At 43.2% G+C, this 22,922-nt stretch carries 20 protein-coding genes and 2 tRNA genes; 18 read left to right on the top strand and 4 right to left on the bottom strand.

The window, feature by feature from the left end; genetic code table 11:
- The first annotated feature begins 2 nt into the window (after positions 1-2).
- From moaC to modB, 5 genes are all read left to right on the top strand, one after another.
- Positions 3-509: a cyclic pyranopterin monophosphate synthase MoaC gene (moaC, locus tag CXF60_RS11290; RefSeq protein WP_102092017.1), complete on the top strand. Its 507-nt coding sequence runs from the start codon at positions 3-5 to the stop codon at positions 507-509.
- Between the two features lie 93 nt (positions 510-602).
- On the top strand, positions 603-884 hold the full coding sequence (locus tag CXF60_RS11285; protein WP_102092016.1) for a MoaD/ThiS family protein: 282 nt from the start codon (positions 603-605) through the stop codon (positions 882-884).
- Positions 885-961: 77 nt separating this feature from the next.
- A complete protein-coding gene (locus CXF60_RS11280; RefSeq protein WP_102092015.1) occupies positions 962-1,453 on the top strand; it encodes a molybdenum cofactor biosynthesis protein MoaE in 492 nt (163 codons plus the stop codon).
- Positions 1,446-2,285, top strand: coding sequence for a molybdate ABC transporter substrate-binding protein (modA, locus tag CXF60_RS11275; protein ID WP_102092014.1), 840 nt, complete (start codon positions 1,446-1,448; stop codon positions 2,283-2,285). Before CXF60_RS11280 ends, modA begins: the two co-directional genes overlap by 8 nt.
- A gap of 46 nt (positions 2,286-2,331) precedes the next feature.
- Positions 2,332-3,033 (top strand): molybdate ABC transporter permease subunit, encoded by a 702-nt coding sequence (gene modB / locus CXF60_RS11270; protein ID WP_102092013.1) that lies wholly within the window; start codon positions 2,332-2,334, stop codon positions 3,031-3,033.
- 160 nt (positions 3,034-3,193) lie between these two features.
- Here modB and CXF60_RS11265 read toward each other — a convergent pair.
- Both CXF60_RS11265 and CXF60_RS11260 read right to left on the bottom strand, forming a co-directional pair.
- A tRNA-Asp gene (locus CXF60_RS11265) sits at positions 3,194-3,270 on the bottom strand.
- A 37-nt stretch (positions 3,271-3,307) separates the two neighbouring features.
- Positions 3,308-3,383: transfer RNA gene (locus CXF60_RS11260), tRNA-Val, on the bottom strand.
- Positions 3,384-3,684: 301 nt separating this feature from the next.
- On the opposite strand from CXF60_RS11260, the gene CXF60_RS11255 reads away from it, so the two are divergent.
- The 7 genes from CXF60_RS11255 (at position 3,685) to CXF60_RS11225 (ending at position 14,088) form a co-directional block, all read left to right on the top strand.
- Positions 3,685-5,322, top strand: coding sequence for a cardiolipin synthase (locus CXF60_RS11255; RefSeq protein ID WP_102092012.1), 1,638 nt, complete (start codon positions 3,685-3,687; stop codon positions 5,320-5,322).
- 119 nt (positions 5,323-5,441) lie between these two features.
- A complete protein-coding gene (locus tag CXF60_RS11250) occupies positions 5,442-6,980 on the top strand; it encodes a tetratricopeptide repeat protein (protein ID WP_102092011.1) in 1,539 nt (512 codons plus the stop codon).
- A 132-nt stretch (positions 6,981-7,112) separates the two neighbouring features.
- Positions 7,113-8,669 carry a 3-deoxy-D-manno-octulosonic acid transferase gene (locus CXF60_RS11245; RefSeq protein ID WP_102092010.1) on the top strand — a complete coding sequence of 519 codons (1,557 nt, stop codon included), beginning with the start codon at positions 7,113-7,115 and terminating at the stop codon, positions 8,667-8,669.
- Positions 8,666-9,388: a 16S rRNA (uracil(1498)-N(3))-methyltransferase gene (locus CXF60_RS11240; protein WP_102092009.1), complete on the top strand. Its 723-nt coding sequence runs from the start codon at positions 8,666-8,668 to the stop codon at positions 9,386-9,388. Before CXF60_RS11245 ends, CXF60_RS11240 begins: the two co-directional genes overlap by 4 nt.
- A gap of 264 nt (positions 9,389-9,652) precedes the next feature.
- Positions 9,653-10,777 (top strand): extracellular solute-binding protein, encoded by a 1,125-nt coding sequence (locus CXF60_RS11235; protein ID WP_057759087.1) that lies wholly within the window; start codon positions 9,653-9,655, stop codon positions 10,775-10,777.
- 184 nt (positions 10,778-10,961) lie between these two features.
- Positions 10,962-12,638, top strand: coding sequence for an ABC transporter permease (locus CXF60_RS11230; RefSeq protein WP_102092008.1), 1,677 nt, complete (start codon positions 10,962-10,964; stop codon positions 12,636-12,638).
- A gap of 208 nt (positions 12,639-12,846) precedes the next feature.
- Positions 12,847-14,088: an ABC transporter ATP-binding protein gene (locus CXF60_RS11225; RefSeq protein ID WP_416376881.1), complete on the top strand. Its 1,242-nt coding sequence runs from the start codon at positions 12,847-12,849 to the stop codon at positions 14,086-14,088.
- A 33-nt stretch (positions 14,089-14,121) separates the two neighbouring features.
- On the opposite strand, the gene CXF60_RS11220 is transcribed toward CXF60_RS11225, so the two are convergent.
- Positions 14,122-14,973, bottom strand: coding sequence for a methyltransferase domain-containing protein (locus CXF60_RS11220; protein ID WP_102092007.1), 852 nt, complete (start codon positions 14,971-14,973; stop codon positions 14,122-14,124).
- Positions 14,974-15,028: 55 nt separating this feature from the next.
- A complete protein-coding gene (locus CXF60_RS11215) occupies positions 15,029-15,310 on the bottom strand; it encodes a hypothetical protein (protein ID WP_102092006.1) in 282 nt (93 codons plus the stop codon).
- A 469-nt stretch (positions 15,311-15,779) separates the two neighbouring features.
- Here CXF60_RS11215 and CXF60_RS11210 point away from each other — a divergent pair, with 469 nt between their 5' ends.
- The 6 genes from CXF60_RS11210 (at position 15,780) to CXF60_RS11185 (ending at position 22,877) form a co-directional block, all read left to right on the top strand.
- Entirely contained in the window at positions 15,780-15,959 is a 180-nt protein-coding gene (locus tag CXF60_RS11210; RefSeq protein ID WP_102092005.1) for a YdcA family protein, read from the top strand.
- Positions 15,960-16,251: 292 nt separating this feature from the next.
- Complete coding sequence (gene gyrA / locus CXF60_RS11205; RefSeq protein WP_102092004.1) at positions 16,252-19,044, top strand: DNA gyrase subunit A; 2,793 nt, start codon at positions 16,252-16,254, stop codon at positions 19,042-19,044.
- Between the two features lie 176 nt (positions 19,045-19,220).
- Positions 19,221-20,291, top strand: coding sequence for an EamA family transporter RarD (gene rarD, locus CXF60_RS11200; protein WP_102092003.1), 1,071 nt, complete (start codon positions 19,221-19,223; stop codon positions 20,289-20,291).
- 240 nt (positions 20,292-20,531) lie between these two features.
- Positions 20,532-21,602 carry an EamA family transporter RarD gene (gene rarD, locus CXF60_RS11195; protein ID WP_102092002.1) on the top strand — a complete coding sequence of 357 codons (1,071 nt, stop codon included), beginning with the start codon at positions 20,532-20,534 and terminating at the stop codon, positions 21,600-21,602.
- A 200-nt stretch (positions 21,603-21,802) separates the two neighbouring features.
- Positions 21,803-22,471 carry a glutathione S-transferase gene (locus CXF60_RS11190; protein WP_102092001.1) on the top strand — a complete coding sequence of 223 codons (669 nt, stop codon included), beginning with the start codon at positions 21,803-21,805 and terminating at the stop codon, positions 22,469-22,471.
- Between the two features lie 94 nt (positions 22,472-22,565).
- On the top strand, positions 22,566-22,877 hold the full coding sequence (locus CXF60_RS11185; protein WP_102092000.1) for a hypothetical protein: 312 nt from the start codon (positions 22,566-22,568) through the stop codon (positions 22,875-22,877).
- The last annotated feature ends 45 nt before the right edge of the window (positions 22,878-22,922 follow it).

The following is a 22,922-nucleotide window of genomic DNA, read 5'->3' as shown; positions in this document are numbered from 1 at the left end:
AAATGAATGACAGCGTTCAGATAAATCAGCAATCTACTTTATCTCACTTGGATAGTGATGGTGATATTACCATGGTCGATGTCAGTGGTAAGACAGCAACGACGCGAGAAGCCAATGCCACTGGGCAAGTTCGTTTTCCCAGTGAGATTTATGCGCAGATTAAAGCGGCTGATGGGATGACCAAAAAAGGCAGTATCACGCAAACGGCTCACATCGCTGGTATCATGGCAGCCAAACGCACTCATGATCTTATACCGCTTTGCCATCCACTACCGTTAGACAAGATAGGTTTGAGCTTTGAGTACAATGACGCGCTCAGCAGCCTCACGGTCAGTGCGGTGGTCAAGGTTACGCATAAGACAGGGGTGGAGATGGAAGCGTTAACAGCGGTTAGTGTTGCCTGCTTAACTATCTATGATATGACTAAAGCACTATCGCATGACATCGTTATAGATGATATTCATCTGGTCAAAAAGACAGGTGGTAAATCAGACTACAGTCATGCTTAAAATAACAAAATTGCAGAGTGCGTCATCAATTAATTAATCAATAACAATGTGCTAAGTGTCAAGCAAGGAAGCTTGCGCAAGAGGGAGAGGTTTATGAGTGCTATCGATATGACAACTAATATCGAATCAACGATGAATATTAATGTCATGTATTTTGCCAGTTTGGCTGACGAGGCCAATTGCCAGCAAGAGACAGTAAGCGTACAGCAGGATATATCATTGACTGAACTATACGAACAGCTTAGTCAAAAGCATCGCTTTAGCCGTCCACAGTCAGAGCTACGCGTTGCAGTAAATGACTACTTTGCTAAATGGACTGACCAGATAAATGATGGTGATAGCGTAGTTTTCATTACGCCAGTCGCTGGTGGTTAGACAAGCGTTTATTAGTGTCCATTTTGTCAGTAGCTATTCAGTGGTTACAAAGAGAAAATAATAAATAGAGAAGAAAAATGACCGACAACGTCCACGATCATTCAATGAGCATCAAACGTAGTGTTGACGAAGCTTACCTTATCGCTGAGCGTGATGGTTTCGCGCTACTAGATATTGTGATTGACGAAGATAGGCTAAAAAGTACGTTAGATAATGACAGCTGCGGCGCGTTTGTTTGCTTTGAAGGGCGAGTGCGCAATCATAATAACGCTACGAGCGTCGATCGCCTTACCTATTATGGTTATGAAGATTTGGCCATCAATCAAGGTCGCGCCATTATAGAAGAAGCCAAAAAGCGTTTTGAAATTACGCATGCTATTGCGATACATCGTATCGGTGCGTTAGAGATTGGCGATGTTGCTGTGTGGGTTGGGGTAGTGTCAGCGCACCGTTATCCAGCATTTGATGCGTGTCGCTGGATATTAGATACCATCAAAGCAGACATTCCTGTGTGGAAGCAAGAGTACTACGAAGACGACTCGTCTAAATGGCTCAGCAATAATGGTTAAGTCATTAGCTACTGTCTGTGTATCTGCTTGTCTGCTACTGGCATTAAATGCTTGTACAGCAGATAACAGTACGAATGCAGAATCGGCGACTGCTACAACTGAGCACCAAACACTACGTATCGCTGCGGCAGCTAACTTATCTGATGTCCTGCCTAATATCATTGATAGCTATCAAACAGATAGCAATATGTCGAATCAAGGTAACTTAGATATCGAAGTCACTTACGCGTCTTCTGGCAAGCTATATGCTCAAATCAAGGCAGGAGCCCCCTATGATATATTCTTGTCTGCCAATCAAGAGTTTCCGGCAAAGCTGTCTGATGACAAGCGTGATAAATCTGTACAACCGTTTACCTATACCAGAGGTCAGCTTGCACTCTATAGTGTCACCAAACCTTTAAACGATTTTACGCCAACATCGCTAGGTGATGTGTTTACCAGCGTTGACTTTACTCAGGACAGCAAGGTAGCTATTGCGAACCCTGACCTTGCTCCTTATGGTGCCTCTGCAAAAGCCTATCTGCAATCACAAAATATGTATGATAAGTTGAATGCTCAAAAAAGCTTGATACAGTCAGAGAATATCGGTCAGGCATTTCAATATGCGTATACGGGCAGTGTGGAGTATGGTTTTGTAGCACAGTCTCAGCTTGTTGCGATTAAAGCCAAGCCTGAGCAGTTTATTACCTTATTACCAACGTCTTATCCAACTATCTTACAAGATGGCATAATTATCAATAACACCGCCCCAGCAGCAGACTTCACCGACTACCTGCGCTCAAAAGCAGGACAGCAGCACTTCTTACAAGCAGGCTATCTGGCCGTCCAGTAATACGTTAGACTAACCCCTCTCATCATAGAACGAGCAGTGACATTATATGATCGACCAGTCTCTTATGTCAGATATGCTCAGTCCATTTTGGGTGAGCATTAAGCTCGCTTGTGTGACTACCTTATGTCTATTACTATTTGCAACGCCTATCGCTTACTGGTTGGCTAAGCCGAGTCGTATAAAAGCAATAGGACGTCTTAAGGTACTGCTCATGGGCATCATTGCGATGCCCCTAGTGCTACCACCTACCGTGATTGGTTTTTATCTACTGTTACTGCTCAGTCCTAGTGTGGGTATCGGTAAATGGTTGAGCGAACATAATATTAGCCCGCTAATTTTTACCTTTGAAGGTCTGGTCATTGGTTCTATTATTTACTCATTGCCTTTTTATATACAGCCTGTCTATGCACAGTTTTTGCGTATTCCGCAAAGTGTCACGGAAGTCGCTCATCTCCTAGAACCAAGTCGTATGCGACGGTTTATGAAAGTAGCCTTACCGCAAGCGCGCGTGGGTATTATTTTGGGGAGTTTGGTGAGCTTTGCTCATACCATTGGGGAGTTTGGGGTTGTACTGATGATAGGCGGCAGCATCTCAGGCGAAACTAAAGTAGTATCGATTGCGATATATGAGCAGGTAGAAGCGCTCAACTATGAGGCGGCGCATATGATGTCTGGTATTCTGATTGTCATGGGTGTAGTGATGGTAGCGTTAATCGCTAGTGTAAGCCGAATAAGTCAACGTCCATAGCCATAGCACTGAAATATTTGCATGCGAGTTAAGTGTTAGGTAGCGCAGCAGCTATATAAACAATGTCTAAGCAAAATACGCAGACACAAAAAAACCTCAAACAATCTAATGCTTGAGGCGAAACTTGCTTAAACTTAACAGTTTAAATTCGTTTTAAATATGGCGCAGCGGACGGGACTCGAACCCGCGACCCCCGGCGTGACAGGCCGGTATTCTAACCAACTGAACTACCGCTGCTTAGGTCTCTTAGCTTGTTTAGCCACTTGCTAAGAAGTGGTGGGTGATGACGGATTCGAACCGCCGACATTCTGCGTGTAAGGCAGACGCTCTACCAACTGAGCTAATCACCCTTCGAACAATTGCTAGGCAATTTATTCAACATCAACTGAGCTCTTAAGTTTGTCACTAAGCTCCGTTGCTGTGGGTGTGTATTATATAGATTTACTGTTGGGTGTCAAATATTATTTTAATGTTTTTAGAAAATAATTATAAATCGGACTTGTAATCTATCAAAAATAGCACTCAAAGCCATGTATTATATAGCATTTCTAAAAATACACTTATTATCATTATTTGTTGTTTGGCGGTGAAAAGCTACTATACTATGGATGCTTTGCTCGTTATGGATGCTTTATTCGTTGAACACGGTTGATGGAGGTCAATATAAACACTTTTGCTATTAAAGATACTTTTACTAGCTGGACCTGGGGAGACTTAGCGGGTCTAGGTCTGGTGCTGCATATTGTACTTATGATAGTAATGACGCTGCGCGTGGTTTCTGTGCAGCGCAATATTGGCGTGTCTATTGCTTGGGTAGCTGTGCTTTACACGTTGCCAATATTTGGTTTTGTGGCGTACATCCTGCTCGGTGAGCCGATGATTGGACGACGCTATCGTGAACGCGTAGATCAAGCTAGCATCTTGATGAACGATATGGCAAGGCGTGAGCATCTGATTTTTGATAAAGGGCAGGACTTATTACCAGCCAACTACCGCGGTGTTAGCCAAATAGGAACGCGCTGGACCGGGTTTGGTGTATTTCCCAATCACCAAATGCAGCTGTTGACGGATCCTGCTTCTATTTTTCAGCGTTTGATTGAAGATATTCATGCCGCCCAGCGTATTGTCCTTATGGAGTTTTATATTGTCTATCCAAAAGGACAGGTGTTAGAAGTTATAGAGGCGCTGTCTGTAGCGGCTCAACGCGGCGTAGAGTGTCATATATTGGCTGATAGTGTGGGCAGCTTTAGCTTTATTAATAGTAGCGTGCATCGCAAATTAGAAAAAGCAGGGGTTTATGTCCATCAGTCATTGCCAGTAGGACTGTTTAAGACGCTATTTAAACGTTCTGATTTGCGCAATCATCGTAAAATGGTGGTTATCGATGAACATATTGGCTATATCGGCAGCTTCAATCTGGTTGATCCAAGGTTTTTTAAGCAAAATAAAAACGTTGGTCAATGGATTGATGTGGCGCTACGAACGACTAGCCAGCACTCAATTAGTATCAATACAGCGATGGCCAAGGTAATTGTTACCGATATCGGTGCTGAAAGTAATGACAATCTTGCTGAGCTGCATCAACGGGTTAATAATTACACTCGTAAGTTGTATGTGATGCATCCGACCATCAATGATCTAAATAGCCGCGTGAAGGTATTGGCGGATACGATTGATGATCATGAGCAGCCAGATATAGGTGCCACTTCGATTGTCGTACCAAAGATGCCTGTCGTGGACAAAGTCTTGGCGCAACTAATACCTTCAGCACCGCAGCTAACGGCTCATGTGATTTACAATACGTTAGTTACCGTGATTCATCGTGCTAATAAGCGCATTCGTATTACCACGCCTTATTTTGTCCCTGATGAATCCCTATCGGGTGCGCTGACGATAGCGGCTAAGCGCGGCGTTGATGTGACGATTATTGTTCCTGAAAAGGTGGATTCGTTTCTGGTACAGCATGCCTCTCAGGCTTATTATCAAGAGTTATTGGATGCTGGGGTAACGATTGCATTGTTTAAAGGCGGTTTGCTACACGCAAAAACAGTGGTTATCGATGATGACTACTGTTTATTTGGCACCGTTAATATTGATATGCGTAGCTTTTATTTAAATATGGAAGTCAGTTTGGCGATTTATACGCCAGAAATGGTTGCTCAAGTAGCGGACTGTCAGGAAGTCTATTTAGAAAACTGCCGAATCTTGGATAGTGATGAGTGGCAACAGCGTCACGGATCAAAACGCTTGTTTGATAATGTTGTGCGTTTGTTCAGTCCTTTATTGTAGCACTCAGATTTTTAGGGTAAGGTAATCTACCAGTATCGTTCTATTATTTTAATAGTATTAGCACCTTTATAGCCTATGCTTTCTTGGTTTATCTATCTGCAAAGAGGTCACGTCCGTTTATGTCTGCATCACCTTTAACGCCACTGGACTATATTGCAGAAGGCTACTGGCAAAATTTCTTAGCTGGGCGTCCTATTGCAGGCGGTATCGCCTACGAAACTGAGCTGCGCGCTTGTATACTAGACGAGTCGCTTGAGAGTTTACAGCGTATCGATACGCTATTGTCCCAAGTGCGCCGAGATATGACTAAGAGCGGTATATGGGATGAGATGACGCTGCTGGTCGATGAACGCTATCGTAATTTCATGGTGTTTTTGGCGTTTTATGCAGGTCGTGTCCTGGCGCAGCAGTGGGAAAACAGACCACGCTGGTATGGGCAGTTTGAGCTACGCAAACGCTATCCTGAGCTGTCATTGATTACCGATGACTTTTATCAGCATATGGCCGTTGGCTATGGTGATAATAATGCGGCTACTGATGCGCTGCCTTTATTTTTTCCTTTAGAGCCAATAGGGCTGCGCCTATTTGGCAATATTGATCGGCCGTTTGAAGCGGTACAAGGCGGGCAAGTAGAGAGTGGGTTATATCAAGCGGTTAGCCTTAGACTACCAACTACTTTAAACAACGATGTTAATCCAATGCCCGAATTAACAGCGGATAAAGTACCAACAAACAAAGCAACAACGCATAAAGCAACCACTCATCAAGTCACTGAAAGCATCGTTCTGAGCGCAGATTCAAATACACATGTCGGTACTAGCCAATCGAGTGAGCTTCTGGAAAAGCCAGAGAAAGTATCGATAGGAGCTGAGCATAATCAAGCTAATGCAGTTGTAACTGATAGTGAAAGTCTCGCAGCTCCATCTGCTATGTCTGATACGATAACTGAGTTGCAAACAAGCGTAGTGCCTCCTGAGTCTGAGAGCTTGATAAAGCCTGAGCTGACTAAAGTAACGAAGCCAACAGCCAAGCCTGCGTCACCTGTAAAAAACACATCAACGCCAGAGATGTTTACGCAACTGCTCGTAGAGTTAGATGAGATAACGGTGCCACAACCAACTGGTGATGTGCAATATCAGCAAGCACGCAAAGTATTAGATCAGTTCGAGCAGCATATTGCCAAACAGAACAAATCTCGTCGCCAAGTTATATTTTCAGATGATCATATCGCAGCAAAAAACAAAGCGCTTCTAATACTACAAGCGGCTGCTGAAGATGGTAATACAGCGGCTATGCTACGTTTGGCCATGTATGAGTTGTTAGGGGAAGGTTTGACAGCGGACAGTGACAATCAAAAAAAATCTGGCATAGATTGGGTTAATCAAGCCGCCAGCAAAAACGACAGCCGTGCTCAGCGTCTACTCAGTAAAATGTACTACCAAGGAGTAGGGCTAGCCCAAGATATAGATAGCGGTAAATACTGGTTAGAGCAAGCGGCAGATAATGGTCATGCAGAAGCGGCCAATCTGGTCAAGCAATGGCAGCAAGCAGATATGCTGCTGACCACACAGAAGCAAGAGCAGCACAGCACCAAGGGTTATCAGCTGTTAATCGGCGCAATCATCGCAGTCGCTTTATTGATAATAATCATTATCTAACAATCATTATTTAATAACTATTTACTCAGTAACTTTTTAAAAGCTTATTGTTACAGCTTAAATTCAGGTAGAATTGGCGCGCTCTACCTTTACCCTTTTATTGTTTGATTCATAACTAATTTGGGCTGTTCCATGCCATCATCTAATACCCCGTCTGACCACTCTGCAAATCCAATTGACCCTGTATCATCGCCTAATCGTGCGGTACACGAGACACCTTTATATTATCAGTCTCTTATTGGGTTGCTAAAGCCACTATATCGTCTGCAAGTATGGCGTCGATCTCATAAAAACGACAACTATCAGCAGGAAATCGATCAGCGTTTTGGTAAGCAGTATCCACCGCGTCCAGTGGTCAATGCTGATATCGATAAAGGGGTGATTTGGTGCCATGCAGTCTCATTAGGCGAGACCAATACGGTTGCGCCTTTATTAGATATGTTATTGGCTAATGGCTATCAGATATGGTTGACCAATACGACTCAGACAGGTTTTGCTCGTGGCGCTAGTCGTTTTGCAGAACAGATAGCTCAAGGTCAGATGAGTCATAGCTATGTGCCAGTCGACAGCCCTGCTGTTATCGAGACTTTCTTGACGCATGTACAGCCTATCGCTGCGTTGTTTGTAGAAACAGAGTTGTGGGCAAATATCTTGACCAAATTATCGCAGCACCGTATTCCAAGTATTCTAGTCAATGGTCGATTATCTGCTTCTTCTTTTCAGAGTTATCAAAAAATTGGTGCAGTCAGCGCCAGTATGATGAAAAATCTTTCCTTAATAATTGCGCAAGACAGCGACTCTGCTAAACGCTTTCGGCAGTTAGGGGCTAATAGCGCCCAAATTCGCGTAGCAGGCTCATTAAAGTGGGTAATCAATGCGTCCAAAACTGATGACAAAGCGGTAGAAGATAACCGTATTTATAATAAGAAAGCCGATCTGCGAGCAGAGTTTGGTATAGCAGATCGTCCTGTGTGGGTAGCTGCGAGTACTCATGATGGCGAAGAGGCAGCAGTGTTGTCATTGCAGCAGCAACTACTGTCTCAAGCTACATTAGCAGATACGCTGCTTGTTATCGTTCCTAGGCATCCTGAGCGTTTTGACGAAGTAGCAGATCTCATCCAAAAAACTGGGTTAAATATGGCTCGGCGCAGTGATGGAGATATGATTAGTGCAGATACGCAAGTCTATCTAGCAGATAGCATGGGTGAGATGATGACTTGGTATACATTGGCAAATGTAGCATTTGTGGGCGGCTCACTGGTAGATATTGGTGGGCATAATCCAGTGGAGCCTGCTAGTGTGGCCACGCCTGTACTGATGGGGCGTTATACTCAGTCGTGCCAAAGCGTGATAGACAAATTGGCTGAAGTAGGCGCTGTATATCAGCCAAATAATGACTTCTATCGTCCAATCGAGTCAAATAACTCAAGTAGTTCGAATGCGCAGATAGTCAGCGATGACCAGTTAAAGGCGAATAAAAAATCCTCTCGTAAGAAAACAGCTTATAACCGTGAAGACGCTGTTAGCATTTATATGCAGCTAGAGACTTGGCTACGCAATTTGCCATTAGCCGCGCAGGCAGGGCAAGCTGGCGAGCAAATGACGATACAGCAGCAAGCGGTACTGACCCGTCAATTTACGATGATTGAAGACGCTATCGAGATGTCTTCTAACCAAGATAACTTATGAACTGTATATTATTGCCTGCTAAAAACCTCTCATCAGACACAGCAAAAATCGATGCCTTGTCTCAAGTCAGCCATGTAACTAAAGTGCTGGGTGCAAAAGTCGGTGATAGGCTTAAAATTGGACAAATCGGTGGCAACCTTGGTACGGCTATCATTGAAAGTATTACCGCTGACAGTATTCAGCTAGGTAACGTCCAGCTCAATACTGTGCCGCCGGCCAAATTGGATTTGACTGTTATTTTGGCGTTACCGCGTCCTAAGGTGCTACGGCGATTGATCATGGATATGACAGCGCTTGGTGTACGCGATATTATTCTTATCAATAGCTACCGTACGCAAAAAAGCTATTGGCAAAGTCCCATGCTTGAGCGGATTGACGAGTTTGTATTAGAAGGCCTACAGCAAAGCATCGATACGATTGTTCCTAGTATTACGCTACAAAAACGTTTTAAGCCATTTGTTGAAGACACACTTGCAAGCCTAATAAGCAATCGAGCGATTGTCGCGCATCCTTATAGTCAGCAGTCATTTTCTGAGTTTTTACAACAGCAACCATCACGAGAGCTACCGAGTATAGTCTGCATAGGCGCTGAAGGTGGTTGGATCGACTATGAGATAGAGCTGTTGTCAGCACAAGGCTGCACGCCTGTACATATAGGCTCTCGTATCTTACGTACAGAAGCTGCGGTCAATGCAATATTAGGACAATGGTTGCTTTAGATGGACACTAAAACGCGTCGTTATACCAAATTATTGAAAGAGCTGGTGAAAAATAGTTCTTAAAAATCAATGCTAAAGACTAATCGCTGGTATATGTGCCAGTTAAACAAATGTATTGATAATTAATCTCACTTCCATTAGTATGTTGCTTTGATATATTGTGGCCTGATTACTGCTAGCGCTTAGCAAGTCATCGTTATAATTATTGTTATTTTGTCTCACCATCCGTCTTACTTTTTTAATAGCATTACTATGGGGAAAACCATGTCATTGAACGCTATCAGCGCTAATCTAACCTCTACGAAGCTTATCTTACCTGCAGCCGTATTTGGCATGATGTTGGGTTTGGCAGGTTGTAGTAATTCTTCAACCACAGAAGAGAGCGTAGAAGTAGAGTCAACAGAAACAGGTGCTGAGCAGCAAGCAGCAACTGACGAAGCTACGACTGCTGATGGTCAGACAATTACTATCTATTCATCACGTAATGAGCAGCTGATTAAACCATTGTTAGATCGCTATACTGAGCAAACAGGCGTAAAAGTTGAACTGGTTACAGACCAAACTGGGCCTTTGATGGCGCGTCTAAAAGCTGAAGGTCAGAATACTCCAGCTGATATGCTATTGACCGTTGACGCTGGTAACTTATGGCAAGCTGCAGAGCAAGGACTATTACAGCCAGTATCGTCTACTGTGTTAGAAGCTAATGTCCCTGCAAAATACCGTGATCCAAAAGGTCAGTGGACTGGTTTGTCACTACGTGCACGTACTATCTTTTATGATCCAAACAAAGTTACTGCCGACCAGTTATCTACTTATGCAGATTTGGCCGATCCAAAATGGAAAGGCAAACTATGCTTACGTACCTCTAAAAAGGTTTATAACCAATCGCTTGTCGCTAGCATGATGGAGCATTTGGGCGAAGAAAAAACCGAAGCAGTTATCAAAGGGTGGGTTGATAACCTAGCGACTGACGTGTTCAGTGATGACGTTGCGATGCTAGAAGCTATCGCTGCTGGTCAGTGTGAAGTGGGTATTGCTAATAGCTACTACTATGGTCGTTTGTTGGACGAAAAACCAAACTTCCCTGTGAAGATATTTTGGGCAAACCAAGACACGACTGGTACGCACGTAAACATTTCAGGCGCTGGTGTGGTTGCAGGTTCAGACAATCCAGATGGTACGCTTAAACTGATAGAGTGGTTGTCATCTGACGAGGCACAAGGTCTTTATGCCAGCTCTGACAAAGAATTCCCAGTAAAAGTAGGTATCGATGAGTCAGACATGCTCAGATCATGGGGCGAGTTCAAAAAAGACGATATCAATGTACAGAAATTCGGTGAACTACAAACTCAAGCTATCCAAATGATGGATAAAGCGGGTTATAAATAAGGGGTCGCCAGTAATACTGATACCAATCTTAAAATCATAACTTTTAGGCAATAGCTTTTAAACAAAAGCTTTTACAGAATGTGTTCAAAGGTTAGCTATTACAGATGAGTTATTTGGGTAATGACGATTTTAAGGTTGGTATAAGCTTACAAGGTCTCTATACGTATGACACGGTAATGATAATATGATCACAACGCCAGATGCGTCTGTTAGTCAGAACGATACTGTCAATGACAGTGTTAACGACCAGCAGACTGTCAGCCAAGACCACGCCCTTCGTAAACGTATTATCTCGAAATCAGTCTTAGGGCTGATTTCGTTGTTTATGCTAGTACCGATTTTAATCGTGCTGCTGTCGTGGACTCAGCCAGTGGCAGAGATTTGGACACACATGGCAGATTATGTACTGCCGCAAGTGCTCAAAAACACGGCGATTTTATTGCTTATGGTGACTGTCGTTTCAGGTACTATTGGTACTGCTTTGGCTTGGGTTACTAGTATGTACCGTTTCCCTGGTCAGCGTTTCTTTTCGTGGGCACTGATGTTACCACTTGCCATCCCTGCTTATGTATTGGCATTTGTCACTATCGGGATTGTTGACTTTAGTGGGCCGCTACAGACAGCTTTACGCGATTCTGGTATCAGTACTGCCATACCGTCGATAAGGAATGTATGGGGCGCAGGCTTGGTATTATCGCTAGCGTTTTACCCTTATGTATATTTGCTCGCGCGTCAGGCATTTTTGTCACAAGGCAGGCGAGCGATAGAAGCGGGGCAGATGCTAGGTTTGAGTCGTAGCCGTGTGTTCTTTCGGTTGGCATTACCGCAGGCACTGCCTTGGATTATAGGTGGCTTGTTGCTAGCCAGTATGGAAACCTTAGCGGATTTTGGTGCAGTATCGGTATTCAATGTCGATACTTTTACTACCGCCATTTATAAGGCGTGGTTTGGTTTTTTTAGTTTGACCACAGCGGCTCAGTTAGCAGCCTTGCTCATTGGTGTGATCTTTATTGTGGTATTGTTTGAGCAGTATTGGCAAGCGAAGCGTGGTAGTTCACTTACCCAAGGTAGCAGCCACCGCTTTGACGCTAGCAAACCTGCCAAACTAGCCATGACGCTGCTGTGTACGCTGATCTTTTTAGTTGCCTTTTTAATACCTTTCTTACAGCTTATCTATTGGACAGCACTTAATTTTCGCCAAGATTTTGATGCGCGTTACATTGATTTTGTCACCAATAGCCTCATGATTGCTAGTATGACCACGCTATTTATTGCTTTTTTGGCGATTATCATTGCGTGGATCAAACGGCAGTATCCTGATAAATCGACTAAGCTAATGACCACTTTAGCCAATTTAGGCTATGTCGTACCGGGGACTGTGTTGGCGGTAGGGATATTTATACCTATTGCGTGGCTTGATAATCAAATGATTGCCTTTGGTATCACCTCACAGCAAGTGCTCTCTGGCAGCGTCATTGTTATGCTACTGGCGTTATCGACGCGTTTTATGACAGTGAGTTTTCAGCCAGTTGACAGACAGTTGCAACGATTGACAGTCAATCAAGAAGCTGCTGCAAAATTACTGAGCGACAGTCCTTATCAGCGTTGGCGTCATGTAATGCTGCCTGTGCTTAGCCCTGGTGTATTGACCGCATTATTGATGGGCTTTGTCGAAGTAATGAAAGAGATGCCCATTACGCTAATGACACGGCGTCAAGGCTGGGACACGCTTGCAGTACGAGTGTTTGAAATGACGAGCGAAGGTATGTGGGGACGAGCCGCATTACCGAGTTTGCTAATCGTGTTAGTTGGCTTGCTTCCTGTTTGGGTATTACTGCGTCAAAGCGACAAACACAGCTAATAGCAACACAGCTAATAGCAATAATTTGACATAAGTTTAACAGCACACTCGTAGTGTCAGCTATATTATAATTTGCTCTGTTTTATCGATGGTTTTACTTATTAATAGCGAACTGGTACCGTCTATGTACACTGATTCAATGAACGACTCAACAAATTCTAAGTCAGAAAAGGCTCGGGCTAATCACATGCCTGTAGTAAAATCATCAATGTCACAAAATAGAATCAATCCAGTTCAGCCGAATAAAACTGCAGAACAAAGCAATACCTCACAACAAAATACTGAGAAACATATCGCGACAGATCCTTATTTTAGTGTGCAAAATCTCATCGTAGGCTATGACGATACTATCGTCGTCAATGGTCTATCCTTAATGTTGGAGCAAGGCGAGATTGGTTGCTTCTTGGGTTATAGCGGCTGCGGGAAAACAACAGCGCTACGAGCAATCGCGGGACTAGAGCAAAGTCGCGGCGGCACTATCTATCTGAACAATCAACGCTTAACTGAAAAAACAGCTCGCCAATCATTTGCAGTTGCGCCAGCCAAGCGTGGCATGGGCATGGTGTTTCAAGACTATGCTCTGTTTGGTCATTTAAGCGTGGCAAAAAACATCGCCTTTGGTCTTAATAAATGGTCAGCTGCTGACAAAAAAGCCCGTGTGGCTGAGATGCTAAGCTTAGTCGAATTGACTGAACATGCAGACAAACGTCCTAATGAGCTCTCTGGTGGTCAGCAGCAGCGTGTGGCTCTTGCAAGAGCGCTCGCACCCAAACCAAAACTACTATTACTTGATGAACCATTCTCTAATCTAGATGTGGTACTGCGTGAGTCATTGGCAATGAATGTCCGTGATATTCTCAAACGTACCAATACTACAGCGATTTTGGTCACTCATGATCAAAATGAAGCGTTCGCGCTAGCGGATAAAGTAGGGGTAATGGATAAAGGACGATTGGTGCAGTGGGCGCGACCAAGCGAGCTGTATCATGAGCCTGTTAGTCCTTTTGTCGCTGAGTTCGTGGGCGAAGGCGCGATGATAGACGGCATTATCAAAGAAGGTCATGTTGAGACGGCGCTAGGGAATATTTATCGTCGCATGGAAGTCTATGATGAATCAGGACAACCACAGTACTGCGAATATGATTATCCAAATGGTACGCCAATCAAAGTACTCGTACGCCCTGATGATATCATTCATGATGATGACAGTACGCAGACAGCCTTAGTCATTGGGCGTGTGTTTCGCGGTGCCAACTATTTGTACCGTCTGCAGTTAGACGACGGACAGACTGTCTTATCCTTGGTTGCGAGCCATCATAATCATGCAATCGGCTCGCATATTGGTATTCTGCCTTTGCTAGAGCATGTCGTAGTCTTTGATGAAAAAGATATCAATGCCACTACTTGGTCAGAATATGATAGATCATCGAGAATGGATAAAGAGGTTTAGCCGTCTTTACAATTCATGAGCTGTCGTCTCAATTTACCGTTTAGCCAAAATGTGTAAGTAACGACCAAGCCATTTATACGGCTCTAATTGTGAGTAGCGTAACTCCATTCTGATCACTGCATCTGGGTCGTTATGCCCGCCACGCTTGAGTGGTGCATAATCATGAAATACCCGCAAGCCACTGCTGCGCACCGTCTGATAGTCATGCGCCTTTAACCAAGACTGAACCTCTTCTTTAGCGACGGGATAATTGGGTGTCAGACTTTTCTTGTTGTCTGCCTTATAGTCTGTATTATCGAGTAGATTAAAATTTCCCATGATAAGGTTACGATAATCAAAGCTTGCAGGATTATAAAAGCACAAAGATAGCGCGCCATCATCTGTTAGATATTGATCAAAGAAGTCCATGACCGCTGCTGGTTCTGCCAACCATTCAAGTAGCGCGTGCGACATAATCAAATCAAACTTTTCTGCCTTCGTATGAGCCAACTTTTCTTCAAGCGCTTGATAAGGGCAAACATACCATGTGATGTTTAGTTTTTTATCAATTTTTTCTGCGCTCGCTTTTGCTTTCTCAAGCATATTTGCTGAGATGTCATTGATGACTACGCTATGACCTTGAGCAGCAAGTTCTATCGCAATTTGCGCAAGCCCTGCACCCACATCCAAGATACGTAAAGGTCGCCCAAGCGCCTCACTCATCTGCGCGCTATATTCAAAAATATCACGGCGTAGCACAGCCAATCGAATCTCGCCTTTTAAACCACCATAGACTTTCTTTTCGAAATGATCGGCAATAGCATCGAAACTACGATCTGCTCGATCGTTTTCTGCTGGTATAGAAAGGTTTGAGTCAGGCTGGCTATCTTGATGTTTAATTGTCATAGGTATTTAGATCAATAAGTAAGAGGGTCAAATTAATAAAACTATTCAGTATTAACTAGCGTTTCAGGCGTCTGTTAATTACCCATTTAAAAACGACTTTCGCTAAAACAATAACGATAAATACCACGATAACAAACACCCACATACCATTGCCTTGTAGGTTTTCTTGGTAGGCTTTTGACAAGTATGCTGATAAAGCCATAGCGACTAAAAGTGCTCCCCAACGGACATAAGGGACAGCGCGATTGTTATGGTTAGGAAAGCTAGCAACATAATCGCTCGAAAAGCTGTATAGCACCATTGCTAAAATCCAAACAATTGCAAGAATGATATCCATAATAAAAGTAGCCTGTTAGGTCGTTATTTAAGTGCTATAAAAGATGAGGTAGTGTAGCGTTTAGAAATTTTTTGTCCAGTATCACTCAAAAAATAGCTGCATCAAAGTGGTTTAAATCATAATGTGCTGATTAAAATAATATGATTTTGAAAACATTATGATGTTGAAATACAGTCTGCTTATGAAGACAGTGTGCTCATAAAAACAATTAGTTTATGTCAGAGACAGTTGTAGGTGTTGTTATATTGGCTAAATATTCTAAGCATCCTAGTTGTTTGGCTAATAGAGCTTATATGCAAACCACATATGAGTTCTATATTCAAGATTTTAGCGTTAAATTAAATATCATGTTGAACTGTAGATAGAAATATAACTATTCACTTAGTTAGTCAAAATAAATCTTGTCGATCTGTAGCTAATGAGTATAGTATTTTTCTATTTAATATCCATCAGATACGGAGAATAAACAATGAAACCAATCAGCACAGCACTACTCGCTCTAGTATTTGCCTTCACATCTATGAGCCAAGCTCAAGCTCGAAATACGCCTTGTTCAGGTAAAATGGGCGGGGTGTCTCATTGCTCAGCAGATGGTAAGTTCGTCTGTAAGAATGGCAAAATCAGCCAATCAAAAAAAACCTGTCATTAGAATTATTTTAGTGTGTGTCAATAATTCAAAATATCACTGCGAATGAACCGTCTAGCTTGATTTTAATGGTACTCAGAACCCCCTAAATCAGCAAATTTGTGCTAAAATAGCTTCTTTTATTAAACATTAAAACTATCGCTATTTTCCTATTGTTTTGCACGTGTAGCAGTGTTTTTTTATGGTATCTATTTTGGTCGTGACTGCCCATTTATGTGGCAGTATTTTTATATGATCTATGGGTGCCATAAGCGATGTGTCAACGTTAGAAAAAAATGTGAGTGAAGGAGTGTATATGAGCGAATCGGTCAGTCCTATTGGCATCGTAGATGAACTAAAGCAGTCGTATTTGGATTATGCGATGAGCGTGATCGTCTCGCGTGCGCTGCCTGATGTGCGTGATGGGTTCAAACCTGTACACCGCCGCGTGATGTATGCCATGCACGTGCTATCAAACGATTATAATAAACCGTATAAAAAATCAGCACGTGTGGTCGGTGATGTGATCGGTAAGTACCATCCACATGGCGATAGTGCCGTCTATGATGCCATCGTCCGTATGGCGCAGGATTTCAGCTTGCGCTATCCAATGGTTGATGGTCAAGGTAACTTTGGCTCGATCGATGATGATCCTCCGGCAGCGATGCGTTATACCGAAGTACGTATGACCAAACTGACCCATCAGATGCTAGCGGATTTGGACAAAGATACGGTCGATTGGGAAGACAACTACGACGGCTCTGAGCGCATGCCAAGCGTGATGCCAGCGCGTATTCCTAATCTATTGGTCAATGGCGCGACGGGTATTGCCGTTGGTATGGCGACCAATATGGCCCCGCATAACCTGACTGAAGTGATCAATGCTTGTTTGGCCTATGCTGAAAACCCACAAGTTTCAGCCGAAGAGCTGATGTCGCATATCTCAGGTCCTGATTTTCCTACGGGCGGTATTATCTATGGTCGCGCGGGCATTTTAGATGCTTATCGTACGGGTAAAGGCCGCTTGCATATTCGTGGTCGTTATCATATCGAGCCGATGAGCAATTCTGGCGTCAACCGTGATCGTGAGCGCATCGTATTTACCGAAGTACCTTATCAGGCTAACAAAGCCAAGTTGATTGAGCGTATCGCAGAGCTGGTCCGTGATAAAAAAATCGAAGGTATTAGCGAAATTCGTGATGAGTCTGATAAAGATGGTATGCGTATCGCTATTGATTTGCGTCGCGGTGAGACGGCTGAAGTTATCGTTAATAACCTATTTCTACAAACGCCGCTAGAGTCTAGCTTTAGTATCAATATGGTGGCGCTGGATAATGGTCAGCCAAAACTATTGACCTTGCGTCAGCTTATCGCTGCATTTGTCCGTCATCGTCAAGAAGTGGTGACACGTCGTACGATTTATGAATTGAACAAAGCCCGCGTTCGTGGTCATTTGCTAGAAGGTCTAACGGTTGCTCTAGCCAATATCGACGAAATTATCGCGACGATTAAAGCTTCTGCAAACCGTGGCCTAGCACGTGAAAGCTTATTAAATAACACGTGGGGTTCAGGTAGCGTCGTTGCGATGCTTACAGCTGCTGGTAGTCAATCAGTACGTCCTGAGTTTATCGAAGGCGAAGATCCTAAGGCGCCGTTTGGTCTGATCGAAGGCGAAGAGCGCTATCGCTTGTCACTTGAGCAGGTCAATGCGATTTTAGATATGCAGTTGCATCGTTTGACTGGTCTTGAGCAAGACAAGCTGACCGAAGAATACCAAGATTTACTGCGTGAAATCGCACACTTAGAGTCTATCCTTGGCGATTTTGATAAGCTGATGGCTATTATCTCTAATGAGATGATTGAGATTCGCGATAACTTTGGTGATAAGCGCCGTACCGATATCATCGATTCACGTATGGACTTTAGTCGCGAAGATCTTATCCCTGAGCAAACGGTCGTCATGACGGTATCGCGTACTGGCTACGCCAAAACTCAGCCGATTGATGACTATGTCGCACAAAAACGCGGCGGTAAAGGTAAGTCTGCCACGGCAATGAAAGAAGATGATGTAATCGATCATTTAGTCGTGACATCAACGCATTCTACGGTACTGTGTTTCACTGATAGTGGACGTGTCTTTAGCTTACGTGGTTTTGAAGTGCCGATTGCCAGTCGCGGTGCTCGTGGTCGTCCATTGGTCAATCTAATTGGCCTAAATAGCGACGAAACCGTTACAACCATACTACCAATTCCAAAAATTGTGGAAGATACATCAGTAGTAAGTGAAGTATCAGAAGTAAGCAATGATGACGATTCGGTAGAAGATAGCAACCAAGCAGAGCCGCCTTTTGTATTCTTTGCCACGGCCAACGGTACAGTGAAGCGGGTAGAGCTGAAGCAGTTTGCCAATATTCGCTCGAACGGTTTGATTGCGGTTGGACTAGAAGACGGTGATAAATTGGTCAGCGCTCGTATCACTAACGGTAGCCAAGAAGTGATGTTGTTTGCTTCAAGTGGTAAAGCCATTCGTTTTGATGAGAATGATGCGCGTGCGATGGGCCGTACGGCAAAAGGCGTCCGCGGTATGCGTCTGGCTACTGATGAATTTATCAAATCATTAGTCGTTATCGAAGATGATGTACGTGAAATCCTGATTGCTTGTGAAAACGGCTTTGGTAAACGTACCTTCATTGATGAGTTCAATACACAAAATCGTGGCGGTGGCGGTGTGATCGCTATTAAGACCAGTGAACGTAATGGCGCACTAGTACGAGCGACCAAGGTTGACTCTACCGATGATATTATTCTAATCTCTGATAAAGGTACGTTGGTTCGTACCCCAGTTGAGCATGTCGCTAGCTCTGGTCGTAATACGCAAGGCGTAACATTGATTCGTCTGTCAAAAGATGAAAAACTGGTTGCCATGGCACGTGTTGAGCATGAAGAGAGCGATGATGAACTTATCGATGCCATGAGAGAAGACGGTACGTTTGACGTAGAAGGTCAGGAGCAGATAGATATTGATGCGACAACTGACGATACTGCAACTACTGACGTCGATGATGTGATTGATATTGCAAACGATCATAAACCAAGTGACAATCTATAATAGACTAACTATGCATAAGACGATGACGAGTAATAGTCTTGGTAATTAGCTTTTGAGTCTAGTCTCTTAGCATTTTTCTAGAAAAAAGCCTCTGACGTTATCGTCGGAGGCTTTTGTTTTTTAATTCTCATTTTTTCAATACTGTAAATAAGGTTCTATTTTTTAAGGCTGTTGTTATGCTTACGACCAATCAAACTTTTCAGGGAACGGTTGCTTCGGTATCATCGAGCTTTTTATTCTCGATGATGTTTTTGTTTGGACTGTTTATGCTGCCCTTAACAGGGACGCAGGTAGCCTCATGGCGTGTGCTCATGATGTTGCTCAGTTTGGTGATATTGGTCAGTTTGACTAAGCAGTGGCAACGTGTTTTTGATTATATAAAGACGCTAAAGACAATCAAGGATTGGTTAATATTTATACTACCTGCACCAATCCTAGGTGGACAGATTTGGTTGTTTATGTGGGCGCCGGTCAATGGGTTTGGTCTCGATGTCACGTTGGGCTATTTTTTATTGCCGCTAGTGATGATTGTGCTTGGTCGATTCTTTTACCATGAATATATGAGCATCTTGCAGTGGGCTGCCGCGATATTTGCAGCACTCGGTATCGGCTACGATATTGTTCAGTATGGATCAGTATCTTGGGTGACACTGTTTGTATGCTTGGGTTATCCACCGTATTACCTGCTACGACGCACCCTTTCTGTACCGCCTATTACAGGGTTATTGTTTGATTTGACGCTGTTGACACCAGTCGTGCTCATCGTGCTTTATATGACGGGCGGTTTTGATGTTGCGGCGCAAGACATGAAGTTCTGGTATCTATTGCCGCTGCTTGGTGCTTTTAGTGCGCTTGCGATGTCGCTGACGATGATTGCTAGTAGTAAGCTGCCAGTATCACTGTTTGGGGCGCTAAGTTATATAGAGCCGATGCTGTTATTCGTATTGTCTATTACTATTTTGAGTCAAAGCCTTGAAGAAGGTGGTTCGCTCTTTATGTACGGCATGATTACGCTTGCGCTACTGGTTATGATGGCTGATAGCATAAAAGGCTATCTCGTTCGTCAGCGTAATGATCGCTTGCATGGCTATAGAGAGCTTCAGATTGGCGGCTTTCCACCGCGTCGTCATTTTATCAATCAGCGTATCGATGGCGTGCTAAAAGCCCATCGTTTTCGCAAGATTCGTCGTTACCAAAAGAAGATGGATAAGATACAACAAAAAATCCAACAACTTGATGCAAAATAAGTATTTACCTGCATTAAATTTACTGAATTTAAAAGTTTAGACACTAGATGAACAGTGGCATTGCTTATTCATTCTGACTTTGACATAATGCCGACCATGATGTAAGCCTAGTACATCAAAAGCGTTCAACTTAGATTGCGCGACGACCTTATATGCAAAAGCCTCAGACGTTCTCGTCTGAGGCTTTTGTTTTTTTTAAAAATTGCCATGGATGTGCCCCAATCTTTAAAGGCTGTTGTGATGCTGACTACTAACCAAACCTCGCAGGGTATAATCACCGCTGTCGCTGCAAATTTTTTATACTCATTGCTGTTCTTATTTGGTCTACTGCTGCAACCATTATCAGGTACGCAAGTCGCTTCGTGGCGTGTGCTGACAATGTTTTTTAGTCTAGTACTGCTGGTCAGCGTACTAAAGCAATGGCAGCACATTTTTGATTATTTAAAAACACTAAAGAACGCAAAAGAGTGGTTTTTATTTATACTACCCACACCGATTCTGGGTGCGCAAATCTGGATATTTATGTGGGCGCCAGTCAATGGCTTGGGGCTCGAGGTAACGTTGGGTTATTTCCTATATCCGATGATTATGATTGTTGTCGGTAGGTTCTTTTACAACGAAGACATGAGCTTACTTCAGTGGGCTGCTATCGTATGTGCAGGTCTTGGTATCGCTTACGATATTTTTGAGTATGGTGCTATTTCTTGGGCGACTTTGTTTGTTTGCTTGGGTTATCCTCCTTATTATCTATTACGCCGCAAATTGGCTGTGCCACCTATTACTGGTCTTATCTCAGACCTTGTATTGTTGTTACCAGTGGTATTGGTCGCGCTGTATATGAATGGCGGTTTTGAAGTAGCAATCACCAACCACAAGCTTTGGTATCTGCTGCCGTTATTAGGCATTATCAGCACCGCTGCGATGTCACTGACAATGGTAGCCAGTCAGAAGCTGCCTGTCTCACTGTTTGGGACTTTATGCTACCTTGAGCCGATATTCTTGTTTATCTTCTCAATCGCAATTTTAGATCGTAACTTACATGATGGTGGCTCCATGCTGATGTATAGCATGATTTTTATCGCACTGCTGATTATGATTGCTGATAGTGCGTTGGGCTATATGGCGCGTAAACGTGAAGACCGCTTACACGGCTACAATGAGCCACAAGTAGGCAGTTTTCCACCACGTCGCCGCCTGAAAAATCGCCGTATTAAAGGCGTGCTAATCGCGCATCGATTCCGCCAAATCAAAAAATATCAGCAAAAAATAGATAAAATGACGCGCAAGATTGAAGCATTACATTTAGATTGATGGCAAAGAGTACGAGTACACCGTCTGAGATAGTATCGATTCGGTAGGCATAGTTTTCCAGCATGTCTGCCAACTCACAGTATTAAAGAAGTACAAATTACGCTATTATCGAGAGCAGTAGGGCCGCGATTGAGTGAACATATGGCGCTATATCTGAGATATTATGGCTGATTTACTACAATATATAACTAGGACGGTTTATGTTACATCTTCATCATTTAGCAAACTCGCGCTCGTTTCGTATTATCTGGCTGTTGGAAGAGCTTGGCGCCGATTATAAACTGACTTGTTATGAGCGCAATAAAGCATACCGTGCTCCTGATAGCTTAAAGCAAGTGCATCCAATTGGTAATGCACCGATACTAGAAGCGGACGATCGCGTGTTGATTGAGTCAGGGTTTATCATTGAGTATCTGATTAAACACTACGATAAAGAAAAGCAGTTCAAACCTGATAATAATAACGAAGCAGCATGGGAAGCCTATACGTTTTGGCTACACTTTGCAGAAGCTTCACTGATGCCACTGTTGGTCATGCGCTTGGTATTCACAAAAGTGGTGTCTCAGTCGCCAATGCTAATCAAACCTATCAGCAAAAAAATCCAAGGTCAGATTGAAAAAAACATGATCAGTAGCGGTTTGGAGAAAATGCTAGATATGATGGAGCGTCATCTACATGAAAATCACTGGTTTGCCGGTAGTGAATTTAGCGCCGCTGATATTCAAATGCATCTTGCAGTCTTGGGTGCCAATGCTGGTGCAGGTTTAGATCAGAGTAAATATACCAATCTTTTGAACTGGCTCAAACGCTGCGAAGAACGAGATGCCTTTAAGCGAGCAGAAAAAAAGGGTGGCCGTCTGAATTTTTAGAGGATACTGGTATAATCCTCTCTCAACGCTTAAGTAGCCATGTAGACCAAAGGCTTTGTTTATGAATAAACAAAGCCTTTTTTAGGATAATACTATGACAGATCTAAATACTTCGAATAAAGACCATCTGAAGCAAGATAGTCTAGATAAAGATGACAATCAGTCAGCAACTCAAACATCACTCAATAAGCAAGATACCAGTATGCAAGAAAATAATAGCCAACAGATTAATAGCCAACAAGTCTCTATCAAATCGTGGTCACAGAAAATTCTAGTGGTCATTCTGTGTGCGGCGAGCTTTTATGGTGGCTGGAAATCTTACGAATCAAATATGGTAAATGAGTGTACTGCCAATGGTGGACAAATGGTTGAAGGTCAAAAAACCATGATATGCCAATTGTCATAGATAGGGTATATTCTTCGTTTATCTTATTTCTGTTATCGTTTTTAT

It is taken from the genome of Psychrobacter sp. 4Bb, assembly GCF_002836735.1.
In the GTDB taxonomy this organism is placed as follows: domain Bacteria; phylum Pseudomonadota; class Gammaproteobacteria; order Pseudomonadales; family Moraxellaceae; genus Psychrobacter.
Note: the sequence above shows the minus strand (reverse complement) of the source record. Positions and strands in the feature narration are given on the sequence as shown.